Origin of the sequence: Methyloversatilis universalis FAM5, from assembly GCF_000214035.2 — a bacterium.
Taxonomy (GTDB): domain Bacteria; phylum Pseudomonadota; class Gammaproteobacteria; order Burkholderiales; family Rhodocyclaceae; genus Methyloversatilis; species Methyloversatilis universalis.
In genome coordinates this window covers 26,435-43,299 of record NZ_AFHG01000057.1, presented here as the reverse complement: position 1 = coordinate 43,299, position 16,865 = coordinate 26,435, and the positions used below count along the sequence as shown (strand labels likewise).

Genomic DNA, 16,865 nt, shown 5'->3' with positions numbered 1-16,865 from the left:
GCTCTCCTCAGGCGGCCCGCTGCTGGCGGCGGCGTTCGATCAGACGCAGGATCATCGGCGTGAAGATGAGCTGCATCGCCAGTTCCATCTTTCCGCCCGGCACCACCAGCGTGTTGGCGCGCGACATGAAGGAGTCGTGCAGCATGCTGAGCAGATAGGGGAAGTCGAAACCGCGCGGGTTGGCGAAGCGGATCACCACCAGGCTTTCGTCGGCGGTGGGTATCGTGCGTGCGATGAAGGGGTCGCTGGTATCGACCACCGGCACGCGCTGGAAGTTGATGTGGGTACGCGTGAACTGCGGGCAGATGTAATGCACGTAGTCGTGCATACGCCGCAGGATGACGTCGGTCACGGCTTCGGTGGAATAGCCGCGGGTGCTGCGGTCCCGGTGGATCTTCTGGATCCACTCGAGGTTGATGACAGGCACCACGCCGATCAGCAGATCGGCGTACCGGGATACATCAACATGTTCGGTCTTCACGCCGCCGTGCAGGCCTTCGTAGAACAGCAGTTCGCTGTCCGGCAGCGGCTCCCACGGCGTGAAGGTGCCGGCCGGCTGCTGGTAGGGCGCGGCTTCCTCGTCGTTGTGCAGGTATTTGCGGCTGCGGCCGGTGCCGCTTTCCGAGTAGTCGCGGAACAGCTGTTCCAGCTCGGCGAACAGGTTGGCGTCTTCGCCGAAGTGGCTGAAGTGCGGCCGGCCGCCGGTTTCGGCTTCGGCCATGGCCTTCTTCATTTCGGCGCGGTCGTAGCGGTGGTAGCTGTCGCCTTCGATGATGGCGGCCGATACGTTTTCGCGGCGGAAGATGTTCTCGAAGGTGCGGGTGACCGACGAGGTGCCGGCACCGGACGAACCGGTGATGGCGACGATGGGGTGTTTCGCGGACATGGAAAACCTCGCGGAAGGGTGCGGAATCGGGTGTGCGTTCAGACGATGTCGGCGAACAGGCCGCGCTTGCCGAACAGCGGTGAGCGGAAGTCGTCCGCCGGTTCGCGGTGGTAGGCCTCGATGCGCTCGACCTCGTCGGCCGAACCGAACACGAAGCCGATGCGCTGGTGCAGCGCCTCCGGCTGCACGTCCATCAGCCGGCTGCGTCCGGTGCTGGCGCGGCCGCCGGCCTGCTCGATCAGGAAGGAGATCGGGCTGGCTTCGTACAGCAGGCGCAGGCGGCCGGGCTTGGCCGGATCCTTGTTGTCCTTCGGGTACAGGAACACGCCGCCGCGCATCAGGATGCGGTGGGTTTCCGCCACCAGCGAGGCGATCCAGCGCATGTTGAAATCGGCTTCGCGCGGGCCGGTGCGGCCGGCCAGACACTCATCGACATAGCGGCGCACCGCCGGCTCCCAGAAGCGGCTGTTGGACGCGTTGATCGCGAATTCGCGGGTGGCCGACGGCACCTTCAGGTCCGGGTGGCTGAGCACCCATTCACCCAGCACCGGGTCCAGCGTGAAGCCGTGGGTGCCGCTGCCCAGCGTGATCACCAGCATGGTGGAGGGGCCGTAGATCGCGTAGCCGGCGCACACCTGTTCGCGGCCCGGCTGCAGGAAGTCGGCGGTGGTCGCTTCGCGGTCCGGATCGGGCGCGCGGGTGATCGAGAAAATGCTGCCGACCGACACGTTCACGTCGATGTTGGACGAGCCGTCCAGCGGGTCGAAGGCGAGCAGGTACTTGCCGCGCGGGTACTGGCCCGGCGGCAGCGATATGTCGTCCAGCTCTTCCGACGCCATCGCGGCGACGTGGCCGCCCCATTCGTTGGCGCGCAGGAAGATCTGGTTGCTGAGCACGTCCAGCGTCTTCTGTTCCTCGCCCTGCACATTGCCGCTGCCGGCCGAGCCCAGTACGCCGGCCAGCCCGCCGAAAGCCACCTTGCGCGAGATCGCCTTGCAGGCGAGCGCGACGTCGGTGATCAGCGCATTGAGGTCGCCGGTCGCCTCCGGATGACGACGGCGTTCTTCGATCAGGTACTGGACCAGCGTGGTGCGTCCGCCTGTGGGCATGATTTCTCCTCCCTTGATGTGAATTCCTGAGCGCGTGCCGTCTGTGCGGCGCTGCGCGGGCATGTGGTGACTATTCGGTCTGTTCCTCGAAGCGCGCGCTCATCGCGGCAAGCAGTTCGGCCGGGCGGGTCAGTGGCCAGGGCGTGACGCCGGGGGCGGAGGCATGCTCGCCATAGCCCCAGCCGACCAGCGCCACCGGGCAGCCTGCGGCCTTGGCCGCCAGCAGGTCGGCGGCGCTGTCGCCCACCATCAGCAGCTGGGCCGTGCTGACCGCCAGCCGGTCCGATGCATCGACCAGCATGGACGGCGAGGGCTTGAGCAGCTCTTCGCGGTCGCCGCCATGGACGGTGGACATGAAGGGCAGCAGGCCGGCGGCGGCGAGCACTGCGCGCGCCAGCGGCGTGGGCTTGTTGGTCACAACCACCAGCGGGCACAGCGCGTACAGCCCTTCCACCATTTCCTCGATGCCGTCATAGACCATGCCGTGGTCCAGCGGCGCGGCCAGCGTGGCACGGTCGAAGGCGGCGCGCAGCCGGGCCGGCAGCGTGGCGTCGTCGGTGCGGCCGAGGTGGGCGAGCGCGCGCGCGATCAGCCTGTCCGGGCCGCCGCCTATCCAGCCGCGTACGGTGACGAGGTCGACAGTCGGCAGGCCGGCGGTGGACAGGCCGACATTCAGCGCGTGCCAGATGTCGGCGGCGCTATCGACCAGCGTGCCGTCGAGGTCGAAGGCGATGGCGTGGATGCGGCTCAGGTCGGGGATGTTCTTGTCAGTCATGAGAGGACTCGTGGGCGAGGGTCTGCGCGCGGCCGGCGAGGGCGCGTTCGCGCAGCGTGCGGATGGAATCGGCGTAGCGGCCGCCGGTGAATACGGCGGAACCTGCGACCAGCGTGTCGGCGCCGGCGGCGGCGACGCGCGCGGCGTTGTCGGCATTGACGCCGCCATCGACCTCAAGCCAGATGTCGCGGCCGCTGGCCTCGATGCGCCGGCGCACTGCCTCGATCTTGGGCAGTGCGGATTCGATGAAGCGCTGGCCGCCGAAGCCCGGGTTCACCGACATGATGAGCACCAGGTCGAGCTGGTCCAGCACGTGGTCGAGCACGCTGAGCGGCGTGGCCGGGTTCAGCACCAGTCCGGCTTTCACGCCGTGCGAGCGGATGAGCTGCACGGTCCGGTCGATGTGCTCGCTCGCTTCCGGGTGGAAGGAAATGATGGACGCGCCGGCCTGGGCGAACATCGGAATCAGCGCATCGACCGGCTTCACCATCAGGTGCACATCGATGGGCACCGGCTCATGGCCGGGCCCGCGCACCGCATACGGCCTGATCGCCTGACACACCAGCGGCCCGACCGTCAGATTGGGCACGTAGTGGTTGTCCATCACGTCGAAATGGATGAGGTCGGCGCCGGCTTCGATCACCGCGCTCACCTCGTCGCCGAGGCGGGCGAAGTCGGCCGACAGCAGGCTGGGGGCGATGCGTACGCTCATGACAGGGCCTCCTCGCGCAGGCCGCTCAGTTCGGCGAAGGACAGCCAGGCTGCTTCGCGCAGCCGGCCACCCGGTTCGCCGGCCAGCGGGATGGCCGGTTCGCCCAGATGCGGCAGCAGCAGGTCGGCGTCGGAGAAGTCGTGGTCCTCGCTCCAGTAGGTCGGCGTGACCACGGTCCACAGACCGGCCGCGTGGGCGGCGCGCAGGCCGTTGTCCGAATCCTCGAAGGCGATCGCGTGCTCGGCGCGCACGCCGAGGTGCTGCATGGCCAGCAGGTAGATGTCGGGCGCCGGCTTCTTGGCGGCCACCTGATCGCCGCAGGCGATGACGCCGAACAGGTCGAGCGCGCGCGTGCCCAGCGTGGCGTGCAGCAGCGCGTCGACATTGGCGGCGGTGGTGGTGCTGGCGATCGCCAGCCGGCAGCCGGCGGCGGCGGCTTCGTCCAGCAGCCGGGCCACACCGGTGCGCAGCGGCACCGCGCCGTCGCGCACCACCGCGCTGTACAGCCGGGTCTTGATCGCGTGGATCTGCGGAATGCGGGTGCCGAGGTCGGCGCGGTCGGCTTCGCTCAGGTCCAGCGACGCGATGTGGCGCGCGATGCGCTCCTTGCCGCCGGTGGTGGTGAGCAGCCGGCGGTAGTCGGCGCGAGTCCACTTCCAGCCCAGGCCCAGCTGTTCGAAGGCGAGGTTGAAGGCGGTGCGGTGCGCTTCTTCGGTGTCGGCCAGCGTGCCATCCACGTCGAAGATGAGGGCATCAAGACGCATGAAGGTCGTCCTTTCCGTCGGCCGCGAATACGCGGCTGGCCAGCACGTCCGACGCTTCGAGCCGGCACAGCGCGTCGCGGTCGGGCGCGGCGTCGGCGCCGAACAGGCGGGTGGCGTGGCGCAGCCGGATGCGGTCCAGCGCGTTGCGCACCGAACGCGCGTTGGCGAAATGCGGCTGCTGGCGGCGCAGCGCGATGTAGCGCGCGAAAGCCTCGTGCGCGTCGCCGTCGAAGCGGTAGTTCAGGCCGCCCAGCATGAGCTCGGCGATGCGCATCAGCTCGTCCTCGCTGTAATCCGGGAAATCTATGTGGTGCGCGATGCGCGACGCCATGCCCGGATTGCTGGAGAAGAAGGTGTCCATGCGGTCGCGGTAGCCGGCGAGGATCACCACCAGATCGTCGCGGTGGTTCTCCATCACCTGCAGCAGGATTTCGATCGCCTCCTGGCCGTAGTCGCGCTCGTTCTCCGGCCGGTACAGGTAGTAGGCCTCGTCGATGAACAGCACGCCGCCCATGGCCTTCTTGATCACTTCCTTGGTCTTGGGCGCGGTATGGCCGATGAACTGGCCCACCAGGTCGTCGCGGGTGACCGCCACCAGATGACCTTTGCGCACATAGCCGAGCTGGCGCAGCACTTCGGCCATGCGCAGCGCGACCGTGGTCTTGCCGGTGCCCGGGTTGCCGGTGAAGCACATGTGAAGCGAGGGCGGCTGCGACTGCAGGCCCTGCTGCGCGCGCAGCCGGTCGATCAGCAGCAGCGCCGCGATGTCGCGGATGCGGCCCTTGACCGGCGCCAGCCCGACCAGCTCGGCGTCGAGCTGTTCGAGCAGCGCCTGCACGCCGGACGAGGCGAACATCGCGCGTGGCGACGTCGCCTCGCCGGCGGCAGCCGGCACGGTCTGGATCAGGGTGGCGGCGTCCATCGCGGCCGGCTCAGTAACGCGCGCCTTCGGGGCTGGCCTGCACCGCGTAGCTCTCGATCGAGTAGCGCAGCGTGCGGCCCGGCTCTTCGGTGCGGATCAGGCGGAAGCCCGGCTCGGCGTCCGGCCGGTTCACGATGAAGGACAGCACCACCGATTCGGTGCCGTGGGTCGAATCGAAGGCGGTGACGCGGATGTAGCGCTGCGGGAAGGTGTCGCGGCAGGCCTTCACCTCCAGCATGATGGCCGCCGGGTCGCGCAGGTCGAACATCGGGTTGCCGTACATTTCCCAGAAGGTGTTGCGCGGGTGCGGATCGTCGGTGTACTCGATGCCGACCGCCCAGCCCTGGGCCAGGCAGTATTCGATCTGGGCGCGGATCTGCGCGTCGGTCAGGTCGGGCAGGAAAGAGAAGGTGCCTTGGGTAATGCGCATGGTGGTTCTCCGGTAAGAAGGGGGCTGTGGGAGCGGCGCCCCCGCCGCGATGGGCACAGACACCGCGTTGGTGCCTGATGACGCGCTGATCGCAGTGGGGCGCCGCTCCCACAGGGGGAGCAGGCGGTCCGGCCGCTCAGGCGACCGAGGGCGTCGGCACGAAGTCCGAGGTGTCGGTCGGCGTGTAGTTGAAGGAAATTTCGCCCCAGGTATCGAGCGCGGCGGCCAGCGGGCTGCACCACTTGGCGGCGTCGCGCAGGATCTGCGGACCTTCGTTGGCGATGTCGCGGCCTTCGTTGCGCGCCAGCACCATGGCTTCCAGCGCCACGCGGTTGGCGGTGGCACCGGCCTGGATGCCCTGCGGATGGCCGATCGTGCCGCCGCCGAACTGCAGCACGACGTCATCGCCGAACAGGTCGATCAGCTGGTGCATCTGGCCGGCGTGAATGCCGCCGGAGGCGACTGGCATCACCTTGCGCAGTGCGCCCCAGTCCTGGTCGAAGTAGATGCCGCGCGGCAGGTCCACCTTGGTATGGGTGTCGCGGCACACGTTGTAGTAGCCCTGCACGGTGAGCGGGTCGCCTTCAAGCTTGCCGACCGCGGTGCCGGCGTGGATGTGATCGACGCCGGTCAGGCGCATCCACTTGGCGATCACGCGGAAGCTCACGCCGTGGGTCTTCTGGCGGGTGTAGGTGCCGTGGCCGGCGCGGTGCAGGTGCAGGATCATGTCGTGCTGGCGGCACCAGTGCGACAGCGACTGGATGGCGGTGTAGCCGACCACCAGATCGACCATGATGATGACCGAGCCCAGTTCCTTGGCGAATTCGGCGCGGCGGTACATCTCTTCCATCGAGCCGGCGGTCACGTTCAGGTAGGAACCCTTCACTTCGCCCGTCGCGGCACTGGCCTTGTTCACCGCGTCCATCACGAACAGGAAGCGGTCACGCCAGTGCATGAAGGGCTGCGAGTTGATGTTCTCGTCATCCTTCATGAAATCCAGGCCGCCCTTCAGGCCTTCATAGACCACGCGGCCGTAGTTGCGGCCGGACAGACCCAGCTTGGGCTTGGTGGTGGCGCCGAGCAGCGGGCGGCCGAACTTGTCCAGGCGTTCGCGCTCGACGATGATGCCGGTCGGCGGGCCGGCGAAGGTTTTCACGTAGGCCACCGGGAATTTCATGTCTTCCAGGCGGGCGGCCTTCAGCGGCTTGAACGAGAACACGTTGCCGATGATGGAGGCGGCGACGTTGGTGATCGAACCTTCCTCGAACAGCGACAGGTCGTAGGCGACGTAGCAGAAGTACTGGCCCGGATTGTTCGGCACCGGATCGACCCGGTAGGCCTTGGCGCGGTACATGTCGCAGGCGGTCAGGCGGTCGGTCCACACCACGGTCCAGGTCGCGGTGCTCGATTCGCCGGCCACCGCGGCGGCGGCTTCGATCGGGTCCACGCCGTCCTGCGGCGTGATCCGGAACAGCGCCACGATGTCCGTGTCCTTCGGCTGGTAGTCGCCGTCCCAGTAGCCCATCTGCGCGTACTTCAGGACGCCGGCCGAATAGCGTTTCTTGGCGTCGGTGATCTGCTGCGGCGTGTTCATGTCGCCCATGTCTTCCTCCTGTGGATGCGGTCATTCGCCGGTAAGGCCCGGCGTTGAATCCAGTCTGGTGAAGGGTCATGGATAAGAAAAGTTTGTTTTTTTCCTTCTGTTATTAAGGCAAACTTATTCTTTGACCTGCATCGGGCTGCGCTGGTGCGCCGCACAAAACCGGGCATCGACTGCAAGCAGCGCTTGCGGAGCGGCGCGGGCGCTGCAATCACGCTTGCCGGAGCCGATCGCTGCGGCGGCGCGGCAGGGCTGGTATCAGTTTTTGTTTATCAATGACTTGCCATTCATTCGGCGGTTTTCTGCCGGGCCGGTTCCGGGCTGGCGCGAAACGTGTAACGGGGTGGGTACCCCGTACAGCCCGCAGGAGAACGCCATGCTCAAGAACGCCACGCTCCGCCAGCTGTCCGCGCTGCATGCGGTTGCCCGCCTGGGCAGCGTGTCGCGGGCGGCCAGTGAAATCCACCTGACCCAGCCGGCGGTGTCGATACAGCTCAAGCTGCTGGAAGAATCCGCCGGCACGCCGCTGCTGGAGCGCGAGGGCCGCGGCATCCGGCTCACCTCGGCCGGCCGGCTGATGGCCGACTACGCGGCGCGCATCCTCGACCTGTGGCGCGAGGTGGGCGACGAAATGGCGGCGCACCGCGGCGTGGTGTCGCGCCGGCTGCGCATCGGCGTGGTGACCACCGCCGAATACCTGGTGCCGCGCATGCTGGTGGTGTTCGCGCGTGAGCAGCCCAATGTCGAGATGAAGCTCAAGGTGGGCAACCGCGACGAAATCGTGCGCCTGCTCACCACGCAGGAGGTCGATCTGGTCATCATGGGCCGGCCGCCGCGTGACCTGAAGACGGTGGCCGAGCCGTTCGCGCGCCACACGATGGCCTTCGTCGCCGCGCCCATGCATCCGCTGATGGGGCGCCGGCGTCTGGCGCTGCGCGACATCGCGAACGAGGACCTGCTGGTGCGCGAGCGCGGCTCGGGCACCCGCACCACGCTGGAACAGCTGTTCCGTGAAGCCGATCTGACGCTGCGCATCGGCTCCGAACTGTCGAGCAACGAGGCGATCAAGCAGATGTGCGCCGCCGGCTTCGGGCTGGCCTTCATGTCGCAGCACATCTGCCGGCACGAACTGGAATCCGGCGAACTGGCGTTGCTGCCGGTGACCGGCAATCCGATCGAGCGCGAGTGGTACGTGATCCATCTCGCCTCGCGCCAGCTCACGCCGGTGGCCACCGATTTCCGGCGCTTCCTGCTGGACCACGGCCAGCAGCACGTACAGGATCAGCTCAGCCGGACGCCCGGGCTCGCCATGCAGGTGTGTGCGGCCGAGCCCACGCACTAACTAGCGCGGCGCGCGTGCGCGGGCGGCGTCAGCCGCTGGTGGGGCGGAGAGGGGATGGTCGCGGGAATTGCGGCGGGAGGGTGGCGGGGATGAGTCCGGCCGCCGCCGGCACCGGTCAGCGGACGTCAGCGATGATGCAGGGTCGTTTCGGAGATGGCACGCTCCGCACCTGCCGGCTGTGCGGGGGGCGGCGACGCCAGACCGGCGCCGCCTTGAAGTCAGCCGCGGGGCGCGTACGGCGCCCGTGGGACAACGACGGAAGGTGGGGCGGTCAGCCGGTCACCTTGTCCAGCGCGGCCTTGAAGCTGGCTACGGTGCGCTCGACGTTCTGCAGCTTGTCGAGGCCGAACAGACCGATGCGGAAGGTGCGGAAGTCCGCCGGTTCATCGACCTGCAGCGGCACGCCGGCAGCGATCTGCATGCCCTGCGCCATGAATTTCTTGCCCGACTGGATGTCCGGATCGGTGGTGTAGCTCACCACCACGCAGGGCGCCTTGAAGCCTTCGGCGGCGACGCTGTCGAAACCCCTGGCTTCCAGCAGCGCGCGGATCTGGCGGCCCAGTTCGATCTGGTTGGCTTTCACCTTGTCGAAACCGTACTGCTCGGTTTCCAGCATCACCTTGCGCAGCTGCACCAGACCGTCGGTCGGCATGGTGGCGTGATAGGCGTGGCCGCCGTTCTCGTACGCTTCCATGATCTGCAGCCACTTCTTCAGGTCGGCGGCGTAGCTGGTGCTGGTGGTCGAGTCGATGCGTGCGCGGGCGCGTTCGCCCAGCATGACCAGGCCGGCGCAGGGCGAACCGCTCCAGCCCTTCTGCGGTGCGGTCACGACCACGTCGATGCCGAGCGCGGCCATGTCCACCCACAGCGTGCCGGCGGCGATCGCGTCCAGCACGAACAGGCCATCGACCTCACGCACCGCGGCGGCGACTTCGCGCAGGTAGTCGTCCGGCAGCAGCATGCCGGCCGAGGTTTCGACCTGCGGCGCGAACACCACGGCCGGCTTCTGTTCCAGGATGGCGGCCACCACCTCCTTGACCGGCACCGGCGCGAACGGCTTCTGCGAGCCCGGTTCCGGCTGGCGCGCCTTGAGCACGATCTGTTCCGACGGGATGCGGCCCATGTCGAAGATCTGGGTCCAGCGGAAGCTGAACCAGCCGTTGCGGATCACCATCACCTTCTGGTCGGTGGCGAACTGGCGCGCGACGGCTTCCATGCCGAAGGTGCCGCTGCCCGGCACGACGATGGCCGACTTGGCGTTGTAGACCTGCTTCAGTACGCGCGAAATGTCCTTCATGACGCCCTGGAAGGCGGCAGACATGTGGTTCAGCGCACGGTCGGTATACACGACCGAATACTCGAGCAGTCCTTCGGGATCGACATTGGGCAGAAGGCCGGACACGGTGATCTCTCCGTTTCAGTGGGGTAGACGACAGATTTGCACCCCCGCTTGTGGCGGCGGCTGGACAGAACCTGCGGGCGTTCGCGCGGCGCGGGTCCGCACGAAGGGCCTGAATTCTAATCCACCGGGGCGGGTTGCCGGAATGTCGGGTTTCCGTTGTGGGGACATAACCCGCGTGTTTCCGTTCCCGCGACCGCGGCGCCGGCGGGCAGCCGGCTGACCGCTGCAAGCAGCGCTTCCGCCAGCAGGTGGAAAGCGGAAGACCACCTTCCATCACGCCTTGACGACCGGCAGCGCGCCGTCCACGACCCTGCATATCTTTTCCGATACGGAACAAGACCTTGATCTGTATCAATATTCTTGTTGCAGCGCGGAAATCCGGACTGGCCCGCAACTTGTTAGTAGCTCAGGCCACCTGTGCGCATCGCACCGTCGACTGACGCATTGAGAGGTGGGACGGGTCCGTTCGCACACAGGCTCACCGGAATCGCGGCGTGCGTACAGCGAAGGTGATGGGCCGCTGACAACAAGAAGCACAGGAGAGAGACCAGGATGGAAACCTTCTATGAGGTGATGCGCCGGCAGGGCATCTCGCGCCGCAGTTTCCTGAAGTACTGTTCATTGACCGCCACCTCGCTCGGGCTCGGTCCGGCCTTCGTGCCGCAGATCGCCCACGCGATGGAAACCAAGCCGCGCACCCCGGTGCTGTGGCTGCACGGTCTGGAATGCACCTGCTGTTCCGAATCCTTCATCCGCTCGGCTCACCCGCTGGCGAAGGACGTGGTGCTGTCGATGATCTCGCTCGACTACGACGACACGCTGATGGCCGCAGCCGGCCACCAGGCGGAGGCGATCCTCGAAGAGATCATGACCAAGTACAAGGGCAACTACATCCTGGCGGTCGAGGGCAACCCGCCGCTGAATCAGGATGGCATGAGCTGCATCATCGGCGGCAAGCCCTTCATCGATCAGCTCAAGCACGTGGCCAAGGACGCCAAGGCCATCATCTCCTGGGGTTCCTGTGCCAGCTGGGGCTGCGTGCAGGCGGCCAAGCCGAACCCGACCCAGGCCACCCCGGTGCACAAGGTCATCTTCGACAAACCCATCATCAAGGTGCCGGGCTGTCCGCCGATCGCCGAAGTGATGACCGGCGTCATCACCTACATGCTCACCTTCGACCGCATCCCGGAACTGGACCGCCAGGGCCGGCCGAAGATGTTCTACAGCCAGCGCATCCATGACAAGTGCTACCGCCGTCCGCACTTCGATGCCGGCCAGTTCGTCGAGTCCTGGGACGACGAGTCCGCGCGCAAGGGCTACTGCCTCTACAAGGTCGGCTGCAAGGGCCCGACCACCTACAACGCCTGTTCCACCGTGCAGTGGAACGAGGGCACCAGCTTCCCGATCAAGGCCGGCCACGGCTGCATCGGCTGTTCGGAAGACGGCTTCTGGGACAAGGGTTCGTTCTACGACCGGCTGACCGACATCCACCAGTTCGGCATCGAAGCCAATGCGGACCAGGTCGGCGCCACCGCGGCCGGCGTGGTCGGTGCGGCGGTCGCGGCCCACGCCGCGGTGTCGGCCATCAAGCGCGCCTCGCACAAGCAGGACAGCGCCACCACCACCGCCGACCACTGATCGCGAACCCCGCAGGCGCGCGGCCCTGAGCCGCGCCTGCGGGCCCTGTTCCAGCAAAGGATACGAAGATGGGTGCTTACGAAACGCAAGGTTTCAACATGGACAACTCGGGCCGCCGCATCGTCGTCGACCCGGTCACGCGCATCGAAGGTCACATGCGCTGTGAAGTGAATGTGGACAGCAACAACGTCATCCGCAACGCGGTGTCGACCGGCACCATGTGGCGCGGCCTCGAAGTGATCCTGAAGGGTCGCGATCCGCGCGACGCCTGGGCCTTCGTCGAGCGCATCTGCGGCGTCTGTACCGGCTGTCACGCACTGACTTCGGTGCGCGCGGTGGAAGACGCGCTGGGCATCAAGATTCCGCTGAATGCCCACCTGATCCGCGAAATGATGGCGAAGACGCTGCAGGTGCACGACCACGCGGTGCACTTCTATCACCTGCACGCGCTCGACTGGGTCGATGTCGTGTCCGCGCTGAAGGCCGACCCGAAGAAGACCAGCGAACTGCAGCAGATGGTGTCGCCGGCGCACCCGCTGTCCTCGCCCGGCTATTTCCGCGACATCCAGAACCGGCTGAAGAAGTTCGTCGAAAGCGGCCAGCTCGGCCCCTTCATGAACGGCTACTGGGGCAGCAAGGCCTATGTGCTGCCGCCGGAAGCGAACCTGATGGCGGTCACCCATTACCTCGAAGCGCTCGACCTGCAGAAGGAATGGGTCAAGGTGCACACCATCTTCGGTGGCAAGAACCCGCACCCGAACTACCTGGTGGGCGGCGTGCCGTGCGCGATCAACATCGACGGCGATGGCGCCGCCGGTGCGCCGATCAACATGGAACGGCTGAACTTCGTCGAGGCGCGCATCAAGGAGATGATCGAGTTCAACAACAACGTCTATGTCCCGGACGTGCTCGCCATCGGAACGATCTACAAGCAGGCCGGCTGGCTGTACGGCGGCGGCCTGTCGGCCACCAACGTGGCCGACTACGGTACCTACGAGAAGGTGCCGTACGACCACAGCACGCATCAGCTGCCGGGCGGCGTCATCCTCAACGGCAACTGGGACGAGATCCACGAGATCGACCCGCGTGACCCGGAACAGGTGCAGGAATTCGTCGCCCACAGCTGGTACAAGTACGCCGACGAATCCAAGGGTCTGCACCCGTGGGACGGCGTGACCGAGCCGAACTACGTGCTGGGCGCCAACACCAAGGGTTCGCGCACCAACATCGAGGAGATCGACGAGAGCGCCAAGTACTCGTGGATCAAGTCGCCGCGCTGGCGCGGTCACGCGGTCGAGGTCGGCCCGCTGTCGCGCTACATCCTCGGCTATGCGCACGCCACCAAGGGCAACAAGTGGTGCCAGCGCGTGAAGCAGCAGGTCGATGAATCGGCGGTGGCGATCAACAGCGCCATTCCGAAGGCGCTCGGCCTGCCGGAAACCCATTTCACCGCCAAGCAGCTGCTGCCCACCACCATCGGCCGCACGCTGGCCCGCGCGCTGGAAAGCCAGTACGCCGCGGAAATGATGTATGACGATTACAAGCAGCTGATCGGCAACATCAAGGCCGGCGACCGCAGCACCGCCAACGTCGAGAAGTGGGACCCGAAGACCTGGCCGAAGGAAGCCAAGGGCGTGGGCACCGTGGCCGCACCGCGCGGCATGCTGGGCCACTGGATCCGCATCAAGGACGGCCGCATCGAGAACTACCAGTGCGTCGTGCCGACCACCTGGAACGGCAGTCCGCGCGACACCAAGGGCCAGATCGGCGCCTTCGAGGCAAGCCTGATGAACACGCCGATGGTGAATCCGGAACAGCCGGTGGAAATCCTGCGCACGCTGCATTCGTTCGACCCCTGCCTCGCCTGCTCGACGCACGTGATGAGCGAGGACGGCCAGGAACTGACCACGGTGAAGGTGCGCTGAAGCGCGCCCACGACATAACGAAATCAGGAGGAAACATGAATACGTCCCTCGTTCGCCGCGCGTCCGTCGCGGCCGCCCTGACGCTGGCCGCCGGGGTCGTCCAGGCGCATGAAGGCCACGGCGCCCACGGTCTGGCCGCCGGCCTGGCCCACCCGTTTGCCGGTGCCGATCACCTGCTGGCGATGATTGCGGTCGGCGTGTGGTCGGCGGCGGCCCTGCCGGCCGCGCAGCGTCTGGCTGGCCCGGCCTTCTTTCTGATCGCGCTGCTGGTGGGCGCCTTCATCGGCGTGCAGACCGGCGCCGGCGGCTTCGTCGAAGCCGGTGTCGCGCTGAGCGTCGCCGCGCTGGGCGTGCTGCTGCTTGGCCGCGGCCGTCTGCCGGCCACGGCCGGCTTCGCGCTGGTCGCCGCTGCCGGTGCACTGCACGGCGTGGCGCACGGCGCCGAGTGGGCTGCCGGCAGCTCGTTCGCCGCCTATGCCGCGGGCTTCGTCGCCGGCTCGGCGCTGCTGCACGCCGCCGGTCTCGTGGCCGGCAGCTGGCTGGCCCGCGTGCCGGCCTGGGCGTGGCGCGTGCAGGCCGCCGGTGTCGGTGCGGCCGGCCTGTTCATGTTCGCGTCGCGCATCTGAAGCACCCAACCGCGGGAGACGACAGATGTCCGCCACCACTTCAGAAAAGCTGTCCCACGCCACCGGCATCGACGAGGGCGCGGTCGCCCACGGCCGCTCGATCAAGTCGGTCTATGTGTACGAGGCGCCGGTCCGCATCTGGCACTGGATCAACGCGCTCGCCATTACGGTGCTCGCGCTGACCGGTTTCTTCATCGGCTCGCCGCTGCCGACCCAGCCGGGCGAGGCCAGCGCGAACTTCCTGATGGGCTATATCCGCTTCGCCCACTTCGCCGCCGGCTACCTGCTGGCGGTGGGCCTGATCGGCCGCATCTACTGGGCCATCGTCGGCAATCACCACGCCCGTGAGCTGTTCTGGGTGCCGCTGCTCACCCGCGCCTACTGGATCGAGGTGTTCGGCATGCTCAAGTGGTACGCCTTCATGAGCCCGCGTCCCGGGCGCTATGTCGGCCACAACCCGCTGGCGCGCTTCGCCATGTTCTTCGGCTACCTGCTGCTCACGCTGTTCATGATCTGCACCGGCTTCGCGCTGTACGGCGAAGGCGCGCAGATGGGCTCGTGGCAGGAGCGGATGTTCGGCTGGGTGATTCCGCTGATGGGACAGTCGCAGGACGTGCATACCTGGCACCACCTCGGCATGTGGGCGCTCATCGTGTTCGTCATCCTGCACGTCTATGCGGCCATCCGCGAAGACATCATGGGTCGCTCCAGCGTGGTGAGCACCATGATTTCCGGCCACCGCACGTTCAAGGACTGAAACGGTGTCCGCGGCTCCCGCTCCCGCGCGCGCCGCGGCACCGACCCCCGTCTCCTCAAGAGAAAGAAGGCTCGTTGTGCACCCCTTGCGTCCCGGTTCGTCGCGTCGTTCGCACCCGCCTGCGGGCATTCCGGTGCGGACGCCGTGGCATCCGGGGCGGTTTCTTCAGCACAACTACCTTTCTCCCATCGGCATGTCGCAGAGCGAGGCTGCACGCGCGCTCGGCATGTCGCGCCGCCGTCTGCACGAAATCGTGCACGGCCAGCGCGCGATGACGCCCGACACCGCCATCCGCTGTGCCCTGCTGTTCGGTACCGACGCCGCCTTCTGGCTCGCGCTGCAGTCGGCCTGGGACAGCTTCCACGCCTGGAAGGCGCTGCGCGCCACGCCTGACGCCACGCTTCCGCGCGGCGCCCACTGATTTTTTCCGAGGGATTGCGACGATGTACACCACTGCGTCCGAAACCGCCTGTCACCGCCCTGGTGACACCCTGGTCGTGCTCGGCATCGGCAATGTGCTGTGGGCCGACGAGGGCTTCGGCGTGCGCTGCGTCGAGGCGCTGCAGCAGCGCTGGGAATTCGCGCCCGCAGACGGCATCGAGGTGCAGCTGATCGACGGCGGCACCCAGGGCCTCTACCTGGTGCAGCACGTGCAGGCGGCCGACTGCCTGCTCATTTTCGACGCCATCGACTACGGTCTGGAGCCGGGCACCATCAAGTGCATCGCCAACGACGACGTGCCCCGCTTCATGGGCGCGAAGAAGATGAGCCTGCACCAGACCGGCTTCCAGGAAGTGCTGTCGCTGGCCCAGCTCACCGGCCGCTATCCGCGCGAAGTGCTGCTGATCGGCTGCCAGCCGGAAGAGCTGGAGGACTACGGCGGCAGCCTGCGCCCGACCGTCCGCCGCGCGCTGGAAGACGCACTGCAGATCGGTCTGGACACGCTGCGGCGCTGGGGCGCCGGCCCGCAGCCGCGCAGCACGCCGCTCACGGTGCGCGAATGCATCACCTTCGCCGAACTGGGGCTGGAGCGCTACGAGGACGAGCGCCCGGCCGAGGACCTCGCCTGCCGCAGCGGCGACGCCCGTTTCTTCCCGACCACCGTGGCGGAGGGCTGAACCATGTGTCTGGGCATTCCGATGCAGGTGATGGCGGTCGAGCCGGGTCATGTGCGCTGCGTCGGCCGGCTGGGCCTGCGCCGCGTGCGCTCCGCGCTGGTCGGCGAGGTGGCGGTCGGCGACTGGCTGCTGGTGTTCCTCGACAGCGCGCAGGAGCGCATCAGCGCCGAGCGTGCGCGCGAGGTCGACGCCACGCTGGACATGATCGAGGCGGTCATGCAGGGCGAGGGCGGCGACGGCGATGCCGCTTTCGCGCTGCCGTCCGCGATGAGTGAAGAACAGCTGCGCGCGCTGTCCGGCGCCGCGGCCCGTAGCGAACACAGCCCTCAGGGCAGCCTTCTGGGAGAACCCGCATGAGCATCGAACACGGCGCATCCGCGCCCATCGTCACGCTGCCGGTGGCCGCGCCGGCCGCGGCTTCGCCACTGATCGAACGGCTGGTCAGCGCTCACGGCGCGCAGTGGCTCACCGCCGACACCGTGGCCGACTGGGCCGCCGCCGGTGGCGACCGCATCATCCTGCTGGCCGGCGACCCGGTGCGCTTCCCGGAAGCGCTGGACGTGGCGGTGGTGCTGCCCGAACTGCTGGTGCAGTTCCCGCGCCGCTTCAGGATCGGTGTCGCCACCCGCGAGGACGAGGACGCGATCGCCAGGCGCTACGGCTCCATCCGCTGGCCGGCGCTGGTGTTCGTGCGCGACGGCCAGTACGTCACCACCCTGTCCGGCATGCTGGACTGGGACGTCTATGTCGAACGGGTCGGCCTGGCGCTCACCATGCCCACCTCGCGTGCCCCCACGGTCGGCATTCCGGTGCGCAACGCCGGCGCCGGTTCCGAATCCTCCTGCCACTGAACGGAGTC

General features: G+C 67.4%; 18 protein-coding genes. 9 read left to right on the top strand and 9 right to left on the bottom strand.

Going from position 1 to position 16,865, the window contains the following annotated elements:
* Nucleotides 1-7 precede the first annotated feature (7 nt).
* The 8 genes from METUNV1_RS15795 to METUNV1_RS15760 all read right to left on the bottom strand — a co-directional run bounded on the left by METUNV1_RS15795 (nt 8) and on the right by METUNV1_RS15760 (nt 7,201).
* Nucleotides 8-886 (bottom strand): phosphoribulokinase, encoded by an 879-nt coding sequence (locus tag METUNV1_RS15795; protein ID WP_008063502.1) that lies wholly within the window; start codon nt 884-886, stop codon nt 8-10.
* A 38-nt stretch (nt 887-924) separates the two neighbouring features.
* Entirely contained in the window at nt 925-1,995 is a 1,071-nt protein-coding gene (locus METUNV1_RS15790; RefSeq protein ID WP_008063499.1) for a class 1 fructose-bisphosphatase, read from the bottom strand.
* 70 nt (nt 1,996-2,065) lie between these two features.
* Nucleotides 2,066-2,770 (bottom strand): HAD family hydrolase, encoded by a 705-nt coding sequence (locus METUNV1_RS15785; protein WP_008063496.1) that lies wholly within the window; start codon nt 2,768-2,770, stop codon nt 2,066-2,068.
* A complete protein-coding gene (gene rpe / locus METUNV1_RS15780) occupies nt 2,763-3,482 on the bottom strand; it encodes a ribulose-phosphate 3-epimerase (RefSeq protein WP_008063495.1) in 720 nt (239 codons plus the stop codon). The genes METUNV1_RS15785 and rpe overlap by 8 nt, the downstream gene beginning before the upstream one ends.
* Nucleotides 3,479-4,246, bottom strand: a complete 768-nt coding sequence (locus tag METUNV1_RS15775; protein ID WP_008063493.1) for an HAD-IA family hydrolase — start codon at nt 4,244-4,246, stop codon at nt 3,479-3,481. The genes rpe and METUNV1_RS15775 overlap by 4 nt, the downstream gene beginning before the upstream one ends.
* Nucleotides 4,236-5,168 carry a CbbX protein gene (gene cbbX / locus METUNV1_RS15770; RefSeq protein ID WP_008063492.1) on the bottom strand — a complete coding sequence of 311 codons (933 nt, stop codon included), beginning with the start codon at nt 5,166-5,168 and terminating at the stop codon, nt 4,236-4,238. Before cbbX ends, METUNV1_RS15775 begins: the two co-directional genes overlap by 11 nt.
* A gap of 10 nt (nt 5,169-5,178) precedes the next feature.
* Complete coding sequence (locus METUNV1_RS15765; RefSeq protein ID WP_008063491.1) at nt 5,179-5,598, bottom strand: ribulose bisphosphate carboxylase small subunit; 420 nt, start codon at nt 5,596-5,598, stop codon at nt 5,179-5,181.
* Nucleotides 5,599-5,734: 136 nt separating this feature from the next.
* Entirely contained in the window at nt 5,735-7,201 is a 1,467-nt protein-coding gene (locus tag METUNV1_RS15760) for a form I ribulose bisphosphate carboxylase large subunit (RefSeq protein WP_008063489.1), read from the bottom strand.
* 373 nt (nt 7,202-7,574) lie between these two features.
* Between METUNV1_RS15760 and METUNV1_RS15755 the strand changes: the two genes are divergently transcribed.
* The gene (locus tag METUNV1_RS15755) at nt 7,575-8,540 is read left to right on the top strand and encodes a LysR family transcriptional regulator (protein WP_008063488.1); all 966 of its coding nucleotides are present in this window, start codon (nt 7,575-7,577) and stop codon (nt 8,538-8,540) included.
* Nucleotides 8,541-8,811: 271 nt separating this feature from the next.
* On the opposite strand, the gene METUNV1_RS15750 is transcribed toward METUNV1_RS15755, so the two are convergent.
* Nucleotides 8,812-9,942 carry an aminotransferase class V-fold PLP-dependent enzyme gene (locus METUNV1_RS15750; protein WP_008063483.1) on the bottom strand — a complete coding sequence of 377 codons (1,131 nt, stop codon included), beginning with the start codon at nt 9,940-9,942 and terminating at the stop codon, nt 8,812-8,814.
* A 552-nt stretch (nt 9,943-10,494) separates the two neighbouring features.
* On the opposite strand from METUNV1_RS15750, the gene METUNV1_RS15745 reads away from it, so the two are divergent.
* The 8 genes from METUNV1_RS15745 to METUNV1_RS15710 all read left to right on the top strand — a co-directional run bounded on the left by METUNV1_RS15745 (nt 10,495) and on the right by METUNV1_RS15710 (nt 16,857).
* A complete protein-coding gene (locus tag METUNV1_RS15745) occupies nt 10,495-11,580 on the top strand; it encodes a hydrogenase small subunit (RefSeq protein WP_008063481.1) in 1,086 nt (361 codons plus the stop codon).
* Between the two features lie 68 nt (nt 11,581-11,648).
* The gene (locus tag METUNV1_RS15740) at nt 11,649-13,505 is read left to right on the top strand and encodes a nickel-dependent hydrogenase large subunit (RefSeq protein ID WP_008063479.1); all 1,857 of its coding nucleotides are present in this window, start codon (nt 11,649-11,651) and stop codon (nt 13,503-13,505) included.
* A gap of 35 nt (nt 13,506-13,540) precedes the next feature.
* Nucleotides 13,541-14,131: a HupE/UreJ family protein gene (locus tag METUNV1_RS15735; RefSeq protein ID WP_008063476.1), complete on the top strand. Its 591-nt coding sequence runs from the start codon at nt 13,541-13,543 to the stop codon at nt 14,129-14,131.
* Between the two features lie 25 nt (nt 14,132-14,156).
* Entirely contained in the window at nt 14,157-14,888 is a 732-nt protein-coding gene (cybH, locus tag METUNV1_RS15730; protein ID WP_008063475.1) for a Ni/Fe-hydrogenase, b-type cytochrome subunit, read from the top strand.
* 4 nt (nt 14,889-14,892) lie between these two features.
* Nucleotides 14,893-15,309, top strand: a complete 417-nt coding sequence (locus METUNV1_RS15725) for a HigA family addiction module antitoxin (RefSeq protein ID WP_339327527.1) — start codon at nt 14,893-14,895, stop codon at nt 15,307-15,309.
* 22 nt (nt 15,310-15,331) lie between these two features.
* Nucleotides 15,332-16,006: a HyaD/HybD family hydrogenase maturation endopeptidase gene (locus METUNV1_RS15720; protein WP_008063468.1), complete on the top strand. Its 675-nt coding sequence runs from the start codon at nt 15,332-15,334 to the stop codon at nt 16,004-16,006.
* 3 nt (nt 16,007-16,009) lie between these two features.
* Complete coding sequence (locus tag METUNV1_RS15715; RefSeq protein ID WP_008063466.1) at nt 16,010-16,363, top strand: HypC/HybG/HupF family hydrogenase formation chaperone; 354 nt, start codon at nt 16,010-16,012, stop codon at nt 16,361-16,363.
* Nucleotides 16,360-16,857: a thioredoxin domain-containing protein gene (locus tag METUNV1_RS15710; protein WP_008063465.1), complete on the top strand. Its 498-nt coding sequence runs from the start codon at nt 16,360-16,362 to the stop codon at nt 16,855-16,857. The genes METUNV1_RS15715 and METUNV1_RS15710 overlap by 4 nt, the downstream gene beginning before the upstream one ends.
* The last annotated feature ends 8 nt before the right edge of the window (nt 16,858-16,865 follow it).

Coding starts and splice junctions, on each gene's coding strand:
- cbbX (WP_008063492.1), bottom strand. CDS start 5,168: ATGGACGCCGCCACCCTGATCCAGACCGTGCCGGCTGCCGCCGGCGAG.
- METUNV1_RS15785 (WP_008063496.1), bottom strand. CDS start 2,770: ATGACTGACAAGAACATCCCCGACCTGAGCCGCATCCACGCCATCGCC.
- METUNV1_RS15735 (WP_008063476.1), top strand. CDS start 13,541: ATGAATACGTCCCTCGTTCGCCGCGCGTCCGTCGCGGCCGCCCTGACG.
- cybH (WP_008063475.1), top strand. CDS start 14,157: ATGTCCGCCACCACTTCAGAAAAGCTGTCCCACGCCACCGGCATCGAC.
- METUNV1_RS15765 (WP_008063491.1), bottom strand. CDS start 5,598: ATGCGCATTACCCAAGGCACCTTCTCTTTCCTGCCCGACCTGACCGAC.
- METUNV1_RS15720 (WP_008063468.1), top strand. CDS start 15,332: ATGTACACCACTGCGTCCGAAACCGCCTGTCACCGCCCTGGTGACACC.
- METUNV1_RS15790 (WP_008063499.1), bottom strand. CDS start 1,995: ATGCCCACAGGCGGACGCACCACGCTGGTCCAGTACCTGATCGAAGAA.
- METUNV1_RS15795 (WP_008063502.1), bottom strand. CDS start 886: ATGTCCGCGAAACACCCCATCGTCGCCATCACCGGTTCGTCCGGTGCC.
- METUNV1_RS15775 (WP_008063493.1), bottom strand. CDS start 4,246: ATGCGTCTTGATGCCCTCATCTTCGACGTGGATGGCACGCTGGCCGAC.
- METUNV1_RS15745 (WP_008063481.1), top strand. CDS start 10,495: ATGGAAACCTTCTATGAGGTGATGCGCCGGCAGGGCATCTCGCGCCGC.
- METUNV1_RS15715 (WP_008063466.1), top strand. CDS start 16,010: ATGTGTCTGGGCATTCCGATGCAGGTGATGGCGGTCGAGCCGGGTCAT.
- METUNV1_RS15710 (WP_008063465.1), top strand. CDS start 16,360: ATGAGCATCGAACACGGCGCATCCGCGCCCATCGTCACGCTGCCGGTG.
- METUNV1_RS15740 (WP_008063479.1), top strand. CDS start 11,649: ATGGGTGCTTACGAAACGCAAGGTTTCAACATGGACAACTCGGGCCGC.
- rpe (WP_008063495.1), bottom strand. CDS start 3,482: ATGAGCGTACGCATCGCCCCCAGCCTGCTGTCGGCCGACTTCGCCCGC.
- METUNV1_RS15760 (WP_008063489.1), bottom strand. CDS start 7,201: ATGGGCGACATGAACACGCCGCAGCAGATCACCGACGCCAAGAAACGC.
- METUNV1_RS15755 (WP_008063488.1), top strand. CDS start 7,575: ATGCTCAAGAACGCCACGCTCCGCCAGCTGTCCGCGCTGCATGCGGTT.